Origin of the sequence: Burkholderia sp. Bp9004 (assembly GCF_003858025.1) — a bacterium.
Lineage (GTDB): Bacteria > Pseudomonadota > Gammaproteobacteria > Burkholderiales > Burkholderiaceae > Burkholderia > Burkholderia diffusa.
Map to the genome: position 1 here is coordinate 1 of NZ_QTQD01000041.1, position 16,735 is coordinate 16,735.

Consider the following 16,735-nt stretch of genomic DNA (forward strand, 5'->3'; position numbering starts at 1 on the left):
GCGGTGCGCGAGGAAGCCATCGAACTGCTCGACCAGCCCGAGTACGGCGATTACTACCGGCAGGATGAAGACCCGCTGTGGGGCCCTCCGCCGCCAGCGCCGCCGATCAACAGCCTGGCGTGGTACCAGTGCGATCACCTAGGCACGCCGCAGGAACTGACGGACGAGTACAGCGAGATTGCGTGGAGCGCGGAGTACCGTGCTTGGGGTGTTGCGCAGAAGGCGATCCGCAAGGCCTCGGGGAAGGCGCTGATCGCCAATCCCATCCGCTTCCAGGGGCAGTACCATGACCATGAGACGGGGCTGCACTATAACCGGCATCGGTACTATGATCCGACGGTGGGGAGGTTCGTCAGCAAAGATCCGATTGGTTATAGCGGAGGCATCAACATATACGGCTATGTGGCTGGCAATCCGACTGGAAATATCGACCCAGTTGGATTGGCAGCCTGTGGCGTACTATTTCCTGATTATCCAATCGAGTATGCGAATGGGAAAACAAGTACTTGGCTTGGCGGACATGCCGGCATTTTGCTATACAGCACTACCGGAGTCACGCAATACTATGAGTACGGTCGATACAATCCAAATAACCCAGGCATCATCGGGGCCAAACTTCCAGCGAATTCCGGCAACGTACGACGGGTAAGCGTCCCCAATCTGTCTCTCGGCGCGGACGGTCAACCCACTCAAAAGTCACTTGATGTGCTAAGTGAAGCCTTATCAAGGAAGGCAGGGAAAGGCACCAAAACCGAACTCAAATGCGATGTTACGGTGGATGAGAAAAAAGCTGCCGAATACGCTATAGACATTGCCAATAATGTAGATCGAAAATCATATAGCTGGACACCATGGAATGCAAATCACTGCAGAACCTTCTCGAGGGATGTATTCAACGCAGGAAGGAATTAGGCGAACTATGAAATCGATCATTTACCATTCTATAATATTTATATTGTTGACATTATGCGCAATATTAGCATACCTGTGGGTAGATCGTTCCATCAGTCTAAGCTACGCCAACCAAAGCCTCAGCGCGAGCAATGCCGCGTTAAACAGCATAGAAAATCTTCTTGGAGATGCCTGGAAGGGAATGGAGAGAGACACCCTTGTTAAGCGCTTGCAGGCAGAGGCGGCGGCTCGACCAGCCGACTCCATCCTTGTTAAAGAGGAGAAGAATGCCATCTGGTTTGGCGACGTCCGCTTTAATATTGAGAATGGATTTTTGAAAAATATTGGAAATTGACGCATCAGGCCCAAACTGATCGTAAGCTTGCCTCTCCCCTTCCTCGCGGCTCTAGGAAAAGTCGGAGATCTGTTCGACCGCCTCACCCACTACGAAGATGATCGCCTGAAGGTCAACTATACCTACGACGCGCTCGGCCGGCGCCTGTACAAGCACAGCCAGGCGCACTACGACGAAAGAAGGGAAGCGGGGCCACACTGGAACCGAGCCGAGCGCGTGAAGCGCACCGCGAGCTGCAATGCGTTTTCACGTTGTATGGCTGGGATGGCGATACGCTGGCGTGGGAGAGCAAGATCGCCGACGAAGACGGCTTTGGTGCGCGCACCACCCACTACGTGTACAACCCCGGCAGCTTTGTGCCGGTGGCGCAGGCGGTGCGCGACGACGCCATCGAATTGCTGGACCAGCCCGAGTACGGCGATTACTACCGGCAGGACGAAGACCCGCCCGCACCGGCCGTCAACTGCCTGGCGTGGTACCAATGCGATCACCTCGGCACACCGCAGGAACTGACGGACGAGCAGAGCGAAATTGCGTGGAGCGCAGAGTACCGCGCCTGGGGAGTCGCGCAGGAGGCGATCAGGAAGGCATCGGGGAAGGCACTGATCGCCAACCCCATCCGGTTCCAGGGGCAGTACCATGACCATGAATCGGGGCTGCACTACAACCGGTATCGGTACTACGACCCGGAGGTGGGGCGCTACGTCAGCAAGGATCCAATCAGGCTGCAAGGTGGACTGAATGCTTACAGTTATGTGGCCGGCAACCCGCTGAGCAACATCGAACCGAGAGGGCTACAGGCTTATCCCATTCCGGCGCCTGTTGGCCCGATTCTGGGGTCTGCAATTCCCGATGGAAAGTTGCTAGCGGATAGGCTGGCAACTGCGACAACAAAATCGCTGGATAAGCTGACCCGCGAAAAAACTTATCAAACTTACACCCGATACGATCCGACAACTGGGCAGTGTTATAGCGGAAGAACGTCGGGTTATGAGGATTCGGAAACCAACGTGAAAAATGGATCTTACGGTCAAGCGTACTTGACGGCTGAAGGCTTCTTGCCCCCGTCCTGGACAGGTCTTCGCCGAGCTACCGTGCCATTCGTGGGCGTGACCAGCAATTGATTGAGTTGAATGGAAAGGTTCAAAGTAGTGGTGGAATCTCTAGAAATTTGATCAATGGTATCTCGCCTATCAATCCAGCGAGGCCATTGCTATACCTGCCTGCCGCGCTAGCTCAATTTGGAAAGCCAGTACCAGCCGGCCAATGCACTTGCAAATAATGATCACCATGATATCCCAAAAGCCATCACCTAGCGCTTATGAGAAGTTGAAAATCTTCTTTGTGTGCTATGTGGATTGGTTTGTGCCCGTTTGGGAAAAAAGCCAAAACCCGGAAGATCAGCCTATAGCATTCCTTGAGAATTTGGAGAAGAAGTCAACTTCAGATGCCAAAAAAGGGTTGCAGATGGCTGTCAACGATGTGGTCGAGACGACCGCCGACTGGTCTCCCCAGAAAGTCGCTGAAGCAGATGCGAAATTTTCTAGTCGTGGCGCCTTCACCTTGAGTGAGGTTAGGCGTCGTTACTCCAGAAGGTATCTGCAAATTCTTAGGCGGGGTTCTATCAAATCTGATCTCGAATACTATTTTCTTAAGGGAATTGCTGATAGTGGAGAACTCCCCACCCTCTCTGACGAGAGCGAAAAGATAGGTGCCATGCTTGCTGACTATGAAGAAAAATTGACTGGTGCAGCACCTCGATAGCCGACACAAGTGACGCTAAAGCTGTGTTGTGCATGCGGTGCGCTGGCACTCCCGCCCCACGGATAACACCGAGTCAAAAGTTGTCGATGCGATGACGTGAATTGGGATTGCTTATTGGATAAGCAATGAAAGCCTAAAAGCGTTGCTCCCGCCACGCAACTTGATTCCGGCGCCGTAATTTCTCGACGGACTCACTAGGAGCTAGCGCTCGTTCCGCTCGCTCCTGACCTCCAATAAATTGAGGTTGACATTCGAATATGTAGAGTTCAGCGACGAATCGTCGCTATCGAAGATGATGGAAGGATCGGTTCTCAGATATTGCACGCTTAAAAATTTTTCGCTTGACGGAAAAAATGTTGATTCGGTTTTTTGTCGTGCTCCTTGGAGGATTTGAATTGGTATTGGGGGCTATTCAATTGCTGTCTTTTTGTCGACACCAAATTCATTGGCTGTGTATTCCGTGGATCTAACTTCGCTGATTGCCGCTTCCTGAATTGTGAATTTTCAGACTGTCGATTTGAGGAGGACAATTTTCATTCGCCATGTAGCTTTGATGGTACCCAATGGTTTGGCGGCAAGGCAGCTAGGTGTAAGGGATTGCCGGAATACGCGTTCCCAGCCCCGTCCCCAAGCCGCTGAGCACATCGCCCCTCAACGCTCGACCTCTAGGTCATGGCTAGAGTTTCACAAAAATACAGCCGAGCTGATAAAACTTCTGGGTACATTCGACCTGGAGATTTCTCTCTTGGCTAGTTATCCCCCCAGGCTGTTATCTCTTAAGGAATCCTGGGTTGGCATGTCGTAACCAGTACTCTCAAGCTTTGACTGACGGTATATCTGCTACCGCTTTAGCTGAGAAGGTCAAGGATGGTTGATAGGGACCAACGATATTATGGATTACATACCGACCACCAAAAGATGCGCGAGCAGCAGCACTACACTCGCCTGAGCCAGCCGCTCGTGGGCGTGCTCCAGCACGAGTACGACGCGCTCAACCAGCGCATCGCCACCGTGCGCCCGGATCGACACCGCGTCAGATGGCTCGCCTATTATCGAGTTTCTCGACCAACCCGAGTACGACGACTCCTACCGGCAGAACGAAGTAATGCTTACGATCCAGACGTGCCGAAAGCTCCGGGAAAGCTAGGAAAGGCCGAAGGTTTTTGCTCACCCAAAGGCGGCGATGACTGGGTTAAATCACCTAAAGGGTGGGGGTGGCGCGACAAGAAAGGCGGCGTTTGGGTCCCTACGGGGCCTGGTGGTGATGCTCATGGAGGACCGCACTGGGATGTTCAATATCCAGAGCGTTATGACAATATCTATCCCGGCGGTCACAGGCGGTGAATTTATTGAGGCTTTAATATGCTGATCAGAATTAGACTAGGTTCTTTTTATTCAAAATGCGACGAAAGCAGGTTGTTCGATGGATTTAATGGCATTTCCTCCATCCGCAGTATCAAGGGGGATGGAAGGGATTTATTATTGTACATCTCGATTAGAGATTTAAGTAGCGATTCAATGCGTGAACTGATTGTGCTTTTGTGGCGCTATAGGATACCCCTTTCACCCTTTCGTCCGCTCGCGAGGAATAAGAGATTTGACTGGCTGAACAATCCAAAAGGGGTTTGGTACAAGAGTATGTTTGCCGGGAAGGAGTAGACAGAAACCCAGACTGGCAAGTGAAGCGATGAGCGAATGGCCGCAAAATCTTGCGGCGCTTCGAGTTCGTAGCGCTATTCGTGAGCTGCGGCGATTGGCATCCTTGGTGCCACCTCTATGGTGGACTCTCCCTGCTAACGTGGCTGTACCATGACGACTACTGTTAACGACCTCCGACTTCGGATACGCGCTTTACCGGCTAACCCCAGACGAAAAGAGGTAGCCGAGATTGCGTTTGAGTTAGAGTACCTTTCGTTATTAGTTTCACCACTTCCCAAGGACATATTCTCACTGTATCTGGAGGTGCTATCAGACCCTCTAGTTTTTTCCAAGAATGGCATAGATTACTTCATTTCTGCAATTTACAACGAATTCGATAAGCTCACCTCCGACCAAGAAAGCTCCCTATTAGAATCCGTAATCAATAACTCAAAAGAATATAACGATGAGACATTGCGCTTCTCTGTCGGGGATATGATCGCGAGAAAGTACCCTATCCAAGTTGCACTGGGTGCTTTCCGCCGCATGTGGCTCTCCGGTGAAAAACACTCCCAGACCATTGCTCAATTTGGTGTGGACGTCTTGTCACTAGTGCTACCCAAAGAAGGGGCCGAGCGCAACAAGCTTCGCAAATTCGGTTTGGAAATGGCGCGAAAAGATAAATAACATCGATTAACGAACTATCGGCGCAATGGGCAACTCCAACTCCCAAGATACACCGCCATGATCTGCGCTCGCTCATGCCCCAACTCGCGGCTAGTAGCCAGCCAAGCCTGCGCATCCAGCGCGCGCTGAGTTGGGGTCAGCGTGCGCACCGCAGTCCCGCCGGCAGCCGGAGCCTGATTATCCGATCGAGTATGCGAATGGGAAAACAAGTAATTGGCTGGGTGGACATGCCGGCATTTTGCTCTACAGTACTACCGGAGTCACGCAATACTACGAGTACGGTCGACATAATCCAAATAGCCCAGGCGTCATCGGGGCCAAACTTCCAGCGAATTGCGGCAACGTACGATCCACAGGTGGGGCGGTACATCACTCAGGACCCGATTGAGCTGGCCGGTGGCCTGAACGTCTATCAGTACGCACTGAATCCGATAAGCTGGATTGACTCGCTTGGTCTTCAGACCGGACCTGTATTACTCGGAATGGGGAATCTTTATCGCGCGAGTACGCAGCCACCGCTGCCAACTCTTTCAAGAAGCACGTCGATCAGAGGTATCTATGGTGACGTCTCCAACCTCGCGTTCCCTTCTCCCGTCCTTCCAGGGGAATGGGTCGGAGTTAACGTACAGTGGAGTATGCCAACCATCAAACAATATTACGCGAAGGAATATTTTGGCGACTCGTCGCTAGGGATGACTGACAATTCAGGTAGGCAATGCAGACGTCAACCGGATTTTCAAACTCAAAGCATCGTTCCAGAAGGTTGGTCTGATCGTCGTAAATTTACTTGCACGGAGTGGTTTCCGTATGACTCGGCTATTTAAGGATCCCGTATTTTTGATGGTTGCATCTATCGTCATCTTTTGTTTTATTGCAATTTTAGGAACAACTTCGAATCCGGAAACATACAATGGAAAACTGAGGCGGTGTGCCGACACATGCAAGGAATCAAATCGCTTTGGTCGACTGATTGAGCCTAAGCCGGCTTCTCCGAAATATACGATAGTAGACTACAAATGTGAGTGCTATTAATTAATGACCAAGGGCCGCAGTAGCGCCCCTTGTAGTTATCGCGGTCGACTGCAATCGGGAATGATGACGATCTGCTCTGCCTGCGTCACTGCGGATGCGATCTGTGCGGCCGTAATGATGAGCTTGCCGTGTTCGATGTGAATGTGGAGCGTGTGCCCAACGTGGAAGCCTGCATCGTGGGCGAGCCAGCTAGCAGGCGGATAGGAACAAGGCGCGCTTGAGCACCTTGTTGCCGCGTCTGGATAGATGCTCGCCACGGATGGATGAGCCTGAGCGCCGGGTGACCGGGGCAAGACCAGCGTAGGCCGCCAAGTGGGGGGCCAAAGCGAACGCTTTATGCGCGGCCTCGGTTACGAGTCTGGCGGCGGTCCTGACGCCGCAACCCACGCGCCTCCCCGCCCCCGCACTTCGACCGCCCGCAAAAATGCATCCGAGCGATGCAATTCCGCCCGCTCCCGAACCGCATCGCACGCCGTAAGATCGCCTCCGGCCTTTTCCCAGGGCCGCTCAACGCGCGTCGTCACGTCAATCGGTTCACGCGCTCCGCCACCACCACCCAGCGACCATGTCCAACTTCTCACTCATCCTCGTCGTCTCCATGTTGAGCGCCTTTGGCCTGATCGCGTCCGACGTCTACCTGCCCGCGATGCCGTCGATGGCCCACGAATTTTCGATCGGCGCATGGCAGATGCCGCAGACGGTATCGGCTTACCTGATCGCGCTCGCATGTGCGCAGCTGTTCTACGGCCCCCTCTCCGATCGATGGGGACGCAAACCCGTGCTCACGGCCGGCATCCTCCTGTACATCCTCGGCTCGATCGGCTGCGCAAACGCGGGCGGTTTCGCGAGCTTTCTCGGCTGGCGCGTCCTCGAAGCCCTCGGCGCGGCGTCCGGCCTCGTCATCGGTCGCGCGATCATCGCCGACACCTGCGACAAGCAGGCATCCGCAAAGGTCTACAGCATCGTGTATCCGCTCGTGTCGCTGTCTCCGGCAATTGCCCCCGCGATCGGCGGATATCTGGCTGCGTGGTTCGGGTGGCGGAGCGATTTCAATTTCGTCGCCGGGTTTGGCGGGGTCGCGCTCGTGCTTGTCCAGCTGCTTCTGAAAGAAACGCGGCCGCCCGTCACACCGGGGCAACATCGCGCCATGCCGCTGGCCGGCTTCGCCGACGTGCTCGGGGACCGGGCATTCATCCGGTACACGCTCGTAGTCTGCGCAATCTATTGCGCGTGGTTCGTGTACCTGACGCAGTCGCCGTTCATCTTCTCCAGCCTTGGCCTGTCGGAACAGCAAAGCGGCTGGCTTTATCTGCCGCTGACCGCCGGCATCGTGTCCGCCAACATGATCTCGCGCCGCATGCTCGACCGGATGTCCTATGATGCAATCGTCGTGGCCGGCGTGAGCTGCTTCGTGGCCGGCGGCATCGCGTTCGCCCTGTGCGAGTCGTCGCACGTCGAAGGCATCGTCGCGATCGTAGTGCCGATGTTCCTCGTCAGCCTGTCGAACGGATCGTCGCTGTCGCTCGCCGTGTCGGGCGCCATCGCGAGCGAACACGGACGCGCGGCCACGGCGTCCGGGCTCGTCGGCTTCTTCCAGATCGGGAGTGCGTCGCTCGCGGCCACCGTGTCCAGCGGCCTGCTCGGTACCGGCAGTCACGTGCTGGCGACGGCTATTCCCTTCTTCGCGATCGTCGCGGCAGTCGCGATCGTGCCTCGCTGGTATGCCGCGCGACGCACGCTCTCGATGCGTAAAACCCAGCCCCGTTGAGCAAGTTGCCCCGCGCCAGCGAAATCCCGGCCGCTATCGATAGCGACCGAACGAAGCAGCGATCTCGGCGGTGACCGCCCGAACGCGCGCCGTCCGGTTCAGGTCCGTATGCGACACGAGCCAGACCTGATACGGCGCGGCGCGCGTCCTGTCGGGCCAGATTCGCACGAGCGAATCGTCTTCTTGCGCCATATACACGGGGAGTTCGCCGATGCCGATGCCCGACCGGATCGATGTCGCCAGCATCAAGCTCGAACTGACTTGCGCAACGATGCGCCCGCGTTCCATCGACTCGCCGCACAGCGTGTGTGCCTGATTGGAGGTGATGGAAGGCTGGTAGACAACCAGGTCATGCCCGTCGAAGGCGGATCCGGTCGCGGGCGCCCCATGTGCATCCAGATACTCGCGGCTCGCGAACAGCCCGACCTCCCACTCGGCCAGCTTCCGCCGAACGAGATCGGGGTTTTCCGGCATCACGGTTCGAATCGCGAGATCCGCATCGCGCCGGGTCAGGTTCAGTACCTGGACGGACGTCGTCAGGATCACGTGTATCGCGGGGCATTTCCGTCGCAACGCCCGTATCGCGGGAACAACGAAATCCATCGCCAGGGAATCGGTCGTCGTCACCCGAACCTCGCCTTCGAGCCGGTCGTCCGAGCCGTGGACGCGCCTCTCGAATTTGCACGCCGCTTGCTCCATCTCTTCCGCGGCCTGCAGCGAATCCTCGCCGATCTGCGTCACGACATAGCCGGACGACGTCTTGAGAAACAGCTTCGCGCCCAGCGCTTTCTCCAGCGCCGTCAGCCGTCGCCCCACGGTAGCCTGATCGACATCGAGCACGACTGCGGCCTCGCGCAGCGTCCCGGCGCGATGAACTGCCAGAAAAACACGGGCATCGTCCCAGTTCATGGTTAACGTTCTCTCTCGGTGAAGCATGTTTGCATTCGTGGGGGGGGGGGAAATTATACAAGTCGCTCCTCTACTCCCCACCTCACATAATCAGTCATCCATATCAATAAGGTGAGCAATTTGCCGACTGAAACCGGAGCCGTCCGCTGGAAGACCCTAAACAACCCGGCGATCCTCAAAAAGGCCCGTTGCAACATTCGAGCCGATGGTGGTTGAAGCGATCACACCGCCCCCGCCCTCCTGCCAAATCATCAGCCCCCCCGGATATCTCCCATCCGATATCGCGATTTTCCGTATCGAGCGCGCGTGGCTAGACTGGCGACGCATTCTCGACGCAGCATCGTCGTACGGCAACGCGACACGCCCTCACACAAACGATTCCGGGAGATGAGCCATGTCCGACCGGCATGCGTGCCGAGGCGCGCTCAAGACACTCGGCCTCGCGGCCGGCACCGCGCTGCTCGCCGCCGCGCGCCCGAGGCCTGCACGCTGTGCCACGGCGCGGACGGCCAGGTGCAATCGAGCGGCGGCAAGCCGGTCTTTAGGGCGCTCTAGGGTGCACGCTCGTTCAACTGGGGCGCAGGCATGGGCGACATCCGCAACGCGGCCGGTTTCGTGAAGGCGAACATGCTGCTTGGGCTCGGCGGCACGCTGACCGATCAGGAAGCGTGGGAGGTCGCGACCTTCATGGACAGTCACGAGCGCCCGAAGGCCCCCCGTTTTCACCGGCTCGGTGCAGGACACCCGCGCGAAATTCCACGACACGCCCGACTCGAAGTACAGGCGCGCAGTGAACGGCCGCGTGCCCGGCGCGCCATGAAACCCTGCTGGCCCGAGCGGCGCGGCATGCCTGATCACGGATGCCAGCGATACACGACGAGGCTCGACCCGTTGTAGTTGTCCTTCGTGATCACGTATTCGCCGGTCGAGCGCAGGTACGCACGGATGCCGTACATCGAGTCGACGTCGTTGCCGACGTCCATCGCCGACGTGTTCGAATTCGTCAGCGTGGTCACGAGGCTGCCGGTGTTCAGGTCGAACACGTCCACGTTCGGCACCGTGTGCACGTAGCCGACGAACAGGTAGTGGCCTGCCGCCGCCATCGATTTCGGATTCGCGCTCGTCAGGTTGATCGCGACGTTCGGCGTGCTCGTGTTGCCGGCCTTCCAGCCGCGATAGACCTCGATGTGCCCGTTCATCGCTGTCCAGTCCCAGCTGCCCGAGATGCCCTGCGCGAGGATCATCGTGTCGCTGTCGGCCTGGTAGATGATTCGTGTGAGCGGCAGCACGGTGCGCGGAATCGGAATCTGCACCGGCTTGCCCCACGTCGGTTTCCCGGTCGCGTCGAAACCCGTCATCGGATAATGCGAAATGTTGTTCGTGCGATCGAGCCCGGCCCACACGTCGCCGTTGTCGTCGAGCGAGAAGCCGGCCGTCACCTGCAGCGTCGTGTTGAACGGCTTGCCGGGGATCGAACCGTCCGGAATCGCGATGTAGCCGCTCGCGCCGTTGAAGTGATAGATGTTGTAGTTGCCCGGATTCTGTCCGGTCGCGACCAGCATCCGCGTGCCGTTCACGAGCGCGAGCTGGCCGAAATGTTGACCGCGCTGGTAGTCGTTCATGTCGAGGCGCGGGTCCTTCGGATAGGTGAACGGATCGATCGTGTTCGCGACGAACGTGCCGCCCGCGGTGCCGGTGTACACGTTGTTGCCGCTGTAGAAGAATGCCCCGTCGGTGGCCGGATCGGGCGCGGCGGCGGCCTCGAAGTTCAGCGCCTGCAGCTTCCATTGCAGCACGCCCGTCGGGCTGTACGAATGGAGGTCGGTGCTGCCATTGCGCCCGAGATCCCAGCCGCCGCCCCACGCGTTGTTCAGCACGTACAGGTTGCCTGCCGCGTCCTTGCCCATGCCGGCGACGCGCGTGAAGCGCTTGTCGCCGACCTGCCCCTTGATGCCCGAAGTCGTGTCGAGATACCCGCCCTGCACGCCGAACGTGCCGCGCTGCACGGGCTGGCCCACGAGCGCGTAGATCTTGATGTTCATGTCGGGGCCTTCGTCGCCCACCAGCAACTGCCCGCTCGGCGCATCGAAATACAGCGACGCCGGCCGCGCGCGGGCCGCCATCTGGATCGTGCTCATCGCCGTGCCCGTCGGGCTGAACTGCGCGACGACACCCGCACTCTTGCGCGCGACCCACAGGTTGCCGGCCGCATCGAGCGCCAGCGCACCGGGGCCCGATACGCCGATATCGCGCTGCCACACGCCGTCCGTCGTGTAGACGCGCACGCGGTTACCGTAGAAGTCGCTGACGTACAGCAGGTTGCCGGTCGTCGCGAGGCCCGTGATCACGTCCGCGTACTGGATGCCCGTCCACGTGCTGACGGGAATGCGCAAGTCGCGCTGGTTCGTGCTGCGGTTGTAGCGGCCGACCGAGCCGCTGCCGAACGTGCGGTTGTAGCCGAGCGCGACGAACAGCGAGTTCGCGTTGCCGGTGATCGCGCCACCCTGGAATTCGTCATGGATGCCGATGGTGCCGAGCGTCTGCCCGTTCTGGTAGATCGCGACACCGCCCGCGTTCTCGTCCCAGCGCGACGCCGTATAGATCACGCCCTCGGGCGCGACCCAAAGCGAGCGCGCACCGTTGCCGACGTGCGCGGCGAGCGTGCCGAACGTGTTCGCGAGCCAGTCCGTCGTGTATTGCGCTTGTGCGTGACCGGCCGGCGCCAGCATTGCCATGCACAGCCCAAGCAATGCCGCACGAATTTGTTTCGATAACATGAATGATGCTCCCGGACGATCGTTTTTTACACTCTAATTCGCCGCGTATGAAATATTGGTGATTTTTTCAAAAACCGATTCAATTTCGCTGCGAATCATTCATTACATTCCTTTACCGCGCGATGCCGCCTGACTGACGACGCATCGCTCCGGGCTTCGTATCGCAGCCCCCCGCCCGACAGCGCTCTCGCGAGCCGCTTTTTCCGGCACTTTATTCCGAAGCACCTAATCCGAGCGCGTCATTTTTTCTGATTCGCGCGCATTGAACTTCCATTGCCGCCAAATCGATTAAATGATTACAAATCGAAATTAAAATGAAAGAGAAAAAATATTGCCCCTTGCGCGCTGCATTGCCGGGAAAATCGTGAATACATGAAATAAGGCGACGTGCGGCGGGTTGCCGTTGCCAATGAAGATGCGGATGAGGAGCGGGATGGACCGCGCGTGCGGCAAAGGAGAGGTGGACAGCGATGACGAGGAAGGCCGCGCCCCGGGCGGGCGTGCGGCCGGTTCAGGTCAGCTCGCGCTGTCGAGCGTCGCGCCGCCCCAACCGTCGAGGTACCTGGGCAGCGCATCGACGACGTCGATCACGCGCTGGCGATGGAACAGACATCGATCAGCAGCGGGCCACGCAACCGGCGGCCCGCATCGAACGCGAGCGGCCGGTCATGCGCGTGACGTCAGAACTTCTGGCGCAGGCCGAGGCTGACGATCGCCTGCGACCGCGAGTCGGACGAGTGGCCGTTCGCCTTGTCCGACACCGATGCGGTCGCGGCCACCGGCCGGCCGAGCGCGTCGAGCGTCGTGCCGGACGCATGCTGGTACGCGCCGAGCAGGTACACGCTGGTGCGCTTCGACAGGTCGTAGACCGCGCCGAGCGTGACGTTGTGATACTGCGCGCGGTTGTCGATGCCGTCGACGTCACTGCCGCGCGTGTAGCTGTAGCCCGCGAACAGCTGCGTCTGCGGCTGCACGTTCCAGCGCGTGAACACGCCCGCGACGTTGAAGGTCGCGTGGCCGTTAAACAGCGACTGGGCACCGCTGCGGTACTGCACGTTGCTGTAGTTCACGCCGACCACGGCAGGGCCGAAGTCGTACGTCGCGCCGGTCGCGATGATCTGCTGCGACTGCGCGCTCGCATAACCTTCGTTGATCGACGAGTTGAACAGGCCGTCGTCGGTGCTCTGCCACTTGCCGGCCGTCGGGTCGGTCGCGCCCGTCTTGCTGTTGTCCGAACGCTCGTAGCCGACGCCCACGCGCAGCGGCCCCGCCGCGTATGCCGCGCCGATGCTCCACGTGTTGCGCTGCTTCATGCTGCCCGGCTGGCTGCCGAAGCCGTACAGCGCGCCGAACGTGAAGCCCGCGTAGTTCGCGCTCGTGTACTTGATCGAACTGTCGACGCGCGCGGTCTGGTCGAGATCGTCGATGTCGCCCGGGTGCGCACCGAAGCCGCCGATGTACGACGACGGGCCGACCGGGCTCACGAAGTCGTCGAGCGACGTGTACTGGCGGCCGAGCGTGACCGTGCCGTAACGGTTGCTGCCGACGCCGACGAAGGCCTGCCGGCCGAACTGGCGACCGCCCTGCCCCGACGTGCCGTTGGTGATGTCGAAGCCGTTCTCGAGCACGAACAGCGCGCGCATCCCGCCGCCGAGATCCTCGGAACCCTTGATGCCCCAGCGGCTGCCGGACAGGTTGCCGGTGGTCAGCCCGACGTTCGAATGCCCTGTATAGGCGCCCGGCGAGCCGACCCGTTCGTTGCTGCGATAGGTCACGCCCGCGTCGACGATGCCGTACAGCGTGACGGAGCTTTGCGCGGATGCGATGCCCGCGAGCGAGAGCAGCAGCGGTGCTGCGATCAGTTGCTTGTTCATGGTTTTTAGCGTCTCCGGGCGGTGAGCCCGTTGTTCTATGCGAGTAGCGCGTGCGGCCGGGAGCCCCGCCGGCATGCGACGCCGGCCGCGTCCGCACACGGGAACGCGCGCGTGCGATACGCGCGCGACGTCGCGGCGAGCATGCCCGCCACGGCCGCCATGGTAGTTGGAACCGGTTCCCATCAACAGCGCAATAATGAAAACAACTTCTTGCCAGAATCGAGATAATCGGCCGTGCAGCGAACGCCGCTGTACAGCGCGACAACGCGCGCCCGATAATCGAGCACCCGCGTTCCACATGGAGCCATCGGCATGCATCAAACGACCTTGCTGATCTTCGCCGCCGTCGCGTTCGTCGGTATCGCGACGCCAGGCCCGACCGTGCTGCTCGCACTGACCAACGGCTCGCGCTACGGCGTGCGCCGCGCGGCCTACGGTTTCGCCGGCGCGATGCTGTCCGACTTCGTGCTGATCGTCGCGGTCGCGCTCGGCCTCGGCGCCCTGCTGATGGCGTCGGCATCGTGGTTCTCGGTGGTGAAATGGCTGGGCGCCGCCTATCTCGCGTATGTCGGCATCCGGCTGCTCACGTCGAAGGGCTCGCTCGACGTCGCCGTCGCACATGGCGGCACGGCGCACGGACGCAACGCGTCGATCTTCGCGAAGAGCTTCCTGACCGCGGTGACCAATCCCAAGGGCTATCTGTTCTTCTCCGCATTCCTGCCGCAGTTCCTCGATCCGTCCGCGCCGCTCGCGCCGCAATACGTCACGCTCGCGGTCACGTTCGCGCTGCTCGACGGGGCGGTGATGTTCGGCTACGCGCTGCTCGGCGCTCGTGCGGTGCGGCTGCTGAAGCGCTCGGGCGCGCTGTGGCTCGAACGCACGTGCGGCGCGATGCTGCTCGCACTGGCCGGTTCGCTCGCGCTGTACCGGCGTCATGCCGCATAGGCGCGTCGGCATGCGCGCCGCATCGTGCGTGATGAGCGCGCGATGAGGATCGCCGCGCCGCCCCGCTCCGGTTTCCCCGGTCTGTCGCTCCGGCAGCTCGACCGCTCGGATCTCGACGCGTGGTATGCGTACCTGTCGAAACACGACGTCGTCCGCCACACGAGCTGGAACCTGCATGCGCGCGACGATCTGTTGCCGCTGTTCGACGATATCGAGTCGACTCATCCGGATTCGATCCGCCGTCTCGCAATCGTCGACGACGCGTCGGGCGCGCTCACGGGGACGATCGGACTGCATACGGTGTCCACCGCGAACCGCTCGGCCGAGATCGCGTACGACCTCGCACCGTCGCACTGGGGGCGCGGCATCGCGAGCGCGCTGTGCACGAGCGTCACCGCGTGGGCGTTCGCCGAAGGTGGCTTCATGCGCATCCAGGGCGTCGTGCTGAGCAGCAACGCCGCCTCCGCGCGCGTCCTGCAGAAATGCGGCTACCGGTACGAAGGGTTGTTGCGCGCGTACCGGATGGTGCGCGGCGTGCCGGGCGATTTCGCGATGTACGCGCGCATCGCGACCGACTGAAACTCGTCGCGCGTCGCGCGTGTCGCGTCACCGACGCGATTGGACGAACCGCGCCGAATTCGCGACAATCGCCGTTCCCCGCCTCGACTTGCTCACCATGAAAATCGCCGCGCTGTCCGACATCCACGGCAACCTCGCCGCGCTTGACGCGGTGCTCGACGACGTGCGTCGCCGCGGCGCCGACGTGATCGTCAACCTCGGCGACATCGTGTCAGGCGCGCTCCATCCGGCCGAAACGGCCGACCGCCTGATCGCGCTCGACCTGCCAACCATCAAGGGCAATCACGAACGGCAACTGCTGACCGGCGATCGCGACACGATGCGGCTGTCCGATCGCTGGGCGCACGATGCGCTGCGCGACGAGCATCGCGCGTGGATCGCCGCGCTGCCCGAGCGCCTGACGCTCGACGAAGACGTGCTGATGGTGCACGGTACGCCTGCCAGCGACCTCGTCTATTTCCTCGAAACGGTGACGCCCGATGGCTGCCGCGCGGCGACGCCCGATGAAATCGCGCAGCGCGCGGGCGACGCGCCGGCGTCGCTGATCCTGTGCGGCCACACGCATGTGCCGCGCATCGCGAAGCTCGACGACGGCCGTGTGATCGTCAACCCGGGCAGCGTCGGGCTGCAGGCGTACATGGACGATCTACCGCATCCGCACCGGATCGAAACCGGTTCGCCGCATGCGCGCTATGCAATGGTGTCGCGCACGTCGGCCGGCTGGCACGCCGAGTTCCATGCGGTCGAATACGACTGGCATACGGCCGCCGCCACCGCGGCATCGCGCGGCCGCGACGACTGGACCGTGGCGCTGCGCACCGGCCGGTGCTGACGCAGCGTCACGCCTTGTTCAACCCACTTCGCTTCCCGGAAAACCATCCCGTCATGCCCGTTCCATCGCAACTGCTCTTCCTGCCCGGCGCGTCGGGCAGCACCGCGTTCTGGCAACCGCTCGCGAGCCGCCTCGCGCATCCGGCCGCGCGACGGATCGTCGGCTATCCGGGCTTCGGCGACACGCCGCGCGATTCGACCGTCGACGACTTCGACGGCCTCGTGCGCCATGTGCTGACCGCGATCGACCGGCCGACCGCCGTGATCGCGCAATCGATGGGCGGCGTGATCGCGATGCGCGCGGCGCTCGAACGTTCGGCGCTCGTCACGCACCTGGTGCTGACGGTCACGTCCGGCGGCCTCGACATGCAGGGGCTCGGCGCGCAGGACTGGCGCGCCGCCTTCGCGGAAGCGAACCCGCAGTTGCCCGACTGGTTCCTGACGTTTCGCGCCGACCTGTCGCATGACCTCGGCCGCATCGCGCAGCCGACGCTCCTGCTGTGGGGGGATGACGATCCGATCAGTCCGATCGCGGCCGGCCGGCGCCTGCTCGACCGGCTGCCCGATGCGCAGCTGCATGTCGTGCCGGGCGGCCGCCACGATCTCGCGGCGATGCATGCGGATACGCTTGCACCGCTTGTCGACGCGCATCTGCAGCGCGTGTGACGCGGGCCGCTTCGATTCG

Annotated in this window: 16 protein-coding genes and 2 pseudogenes; 14 read left to right on the forward strand and 4 right to left on the reverse strand. The window is 60.4% G+C overall.

Translation table 11 applies throughout. The annotated features are described in order from the left end of the window. The 8 genes from DIE08_RS31405 to DIE08_RS31440 all read left to right on the forward strand — a co-directional run. Positions 1-912: RHS repeat-associated core domain-containing protein (locus DIE08_RS31405; protein ID WP_148096089.1), on the forward strand; the 912-nt coding region annotated here is incomplete at its 5' end. 7 nt (positions 913-919) lie between these two features. After that, positions 920-1,246, forward strand: a complete 327-nt coding sequence (locus DIE08_RS31410) for an Imm58 family immunity protein (RefSeq protein ID WP_185715926.1) — start codon at positions 920-922, stop codon at positions 1,244-1,246. Positions 1,247-1,497: 251 nt separating this feature from the next. Next, a complete protein-coding gene (locus tag DIE08_RS36605) occupies positions 1,498-2,370 on the forward strand; it encodes an RHS repeat-associated core domain-containing protein (protein WP_311768956.1) in 873 nt (290 codons plus the stop codon). A 157-nt stretch (positions 2,371-2,527) separates the two neighbouring features. Continuing rightward, positions 2,528-3,010: a hypothetical protein gene (locus DIE08_RS31420; protein WP_124905524.1), complete on the forward strand. Its 483-nt coding sequence runs from the start codon at positions 2,528-2,530 to the stop codon at positions 3,008-3,010. A gap of 390 nt (positions 3,011-3,400) precedes the next feature. Continuing rightward, entirely contained in the window at positions 3,401-3,649 is a 249-nt protein-coding gene (locus DIE08_RS36780) for a pentapeptide repeat-containing protein (protein ID WP_409360423.1), read from the forward strand. A gap of 279 nt (positions 3,650-3,928) precedes the next feature. Beyond that, entirely contained in the window at positions 3,929-4,354 is a 426-nt protein-coding gene (locus DIE08_RS36785; protein WP_409360424.1) for a polymorphic toxin type 37 domain-containing protein, read from the forward strand. 465 nt (positions 4,355-4,819) lie between these two features. Continuing rightward, complete coding sequence (locus DIE08_RS31435; protein ID WP_124629823.1) at positions 4,820-5,335, forward strand: hypothetical protein; 516 nt, start codon at positions 4,820-4,822, stop codon at positions 5,333-5,335. A gap of 227 nt (positions 5,336-5,562) precedes the next feature. Then, the gene (locus tag DIE08_RS31440) at positions 5,563-6,159 is read left to right on the forward strand and encodes an RHS repeat-associated core domain-containing protein (RefSeq protein ID WP_260436602.1); all 597 of its coding nucleotides are present in this window, start codon (positions 5,563-5,565) and stop codon (positions 6,157-6,159) included. A gap of 403 nt (positions 6,160-6,562) precedes the next feature. Here the strand turns inward: DIE08_RS31440 and DIE08_RS31445 are convergent. Continuing rightward, a pseudogene (locus DIE08_RS31445) lies at positions 6,563-6,751 on the reverse strand (transposase); the annotation flags it as partial. A gap of 181 nt (positions 6,752-6,932) precedes the next feature. On the opposite strand from DIE08_RS31445, the gene DIE08_RS31450 reads away from it, so the two are divergent. After that, positions 6,933-8,135, forward strand: a complete 1,203-nt coding sequence (locus tag DIE08_RS31450) for a multidrug effflux MFS transporter (RefSeq protein ID WP_124905532.1) — start codon at positions 6,933-6,935, stop codon at positions 8,133-8,135. 33 nt (positions 8,136-8,168) lie between these two features. Here DIE08_RS31450 and DIE08_RS31455 read toward each other — a convergent pair whose 3' ends face one another. Then, positions 8,169-9,044, reverse strand: coding sequence for a LysR family transcriptional regulator (locus DIE08_RS31455; RefSeq protein ID WP_124905534.1), 876 nt, complete (start codon positions 9,042-9,044; stop codon positions 8,169-8,171). A gap of 483 nt (positions 9,045-9,527) precedes the next feature. Between DIE08_RS31455 and DIE08_RS31465 the strand changes: the two are divergent. Then, positions 9,528-9,864: pseudogene (locus tag DIE08_RS31465) on the forward strand (c-type cytochrome); the annotation flags it as partial. 34 nt (positions 9,865-9,898) lie between these two features. Here DIE08_RS31465 and DIE08_RS31470 read toward each other — a convergent pair. Continuing rightward, entirely contained in the window at positions 9,899-11,821 is a 1,923-nt protein-coding gene (locus DIE08_RS31470; protein ID WP_124629474.1) for an SMP-30/gluconolactonase/LRE family protein, read from the reverse strand. 680 nt (positions 11,822-12,501) lie between these two features. Further along, positions 12,502-13,695, reverse strand: coding sequence for a porin (locus DIE08_RS31480; RefSeq protein ID WP_124905536.1), 1,194 nt, complete (start codon positions 13,693-13,695; stop codon positions 12,502-12,504). Between the two features lie 312 nt (positions 13,696-14,007). Here DIE08_RS31480 and DIE08_RS31485 point away from each other — a divergent pair, with 312 nt between their 5' ends. The 4 genes from DIE08_RS31485 (at position 14,008) to DIE08_RS31500 (ending at position 16,716) form a co-directional block, all read left to right on the forward strand. Then, positions 14,008-14,640 carry a LysE family translocator gene (locus tag DIE08_RS31485; RefSeq protein ID WP_124905538.1) on the forward strand — a complete coding sequence of 211 codons (633 nt, stop codon included), beginning with the start codon at positions 14,008-14,010 and terminating at the stop codon, positions 14,638-14,640. Between the two features lie 42 nt (positions 14,641-14,682). Continuing rightward, positions 14,683-15,219, forward strand: a complete 537-nt coding sequence (locus DIE08_RS31490; RefSeq protein WP_124905540.1) for a GNAT family N-acetyltransferase — start codon at positions 14,683-14,685, stop codon at positions 15,217-15,219. A gap of 97 nt (positions 15,220-15,316) precedes the next feature. After that, positions 15,317-16,051, forward strand: a complete 735-nt coding sequence (locus DIE08_RS31495; protein ID WP_124905542.1) for a metallophosphoesterase — start codon at positions 15,317-15,319, stop codon at positions 16,049-16,051. A 53-nt stretch (positions 16,052-16,104) separates the two neighbouring features. Continuing rightward, positions 16,105-16,716, forward strand: a complete 612-nt coding sequence (locus DIE08_RS31500; protein WP_124905544.1) for an alpha/beta fold hydrolase — start codon at positions 16,105-16,107, stop codon at positions 16,714-16,716. The last annotated feature ends 19 nt before the right edge of the window (positions 16,717-16,735 follow it).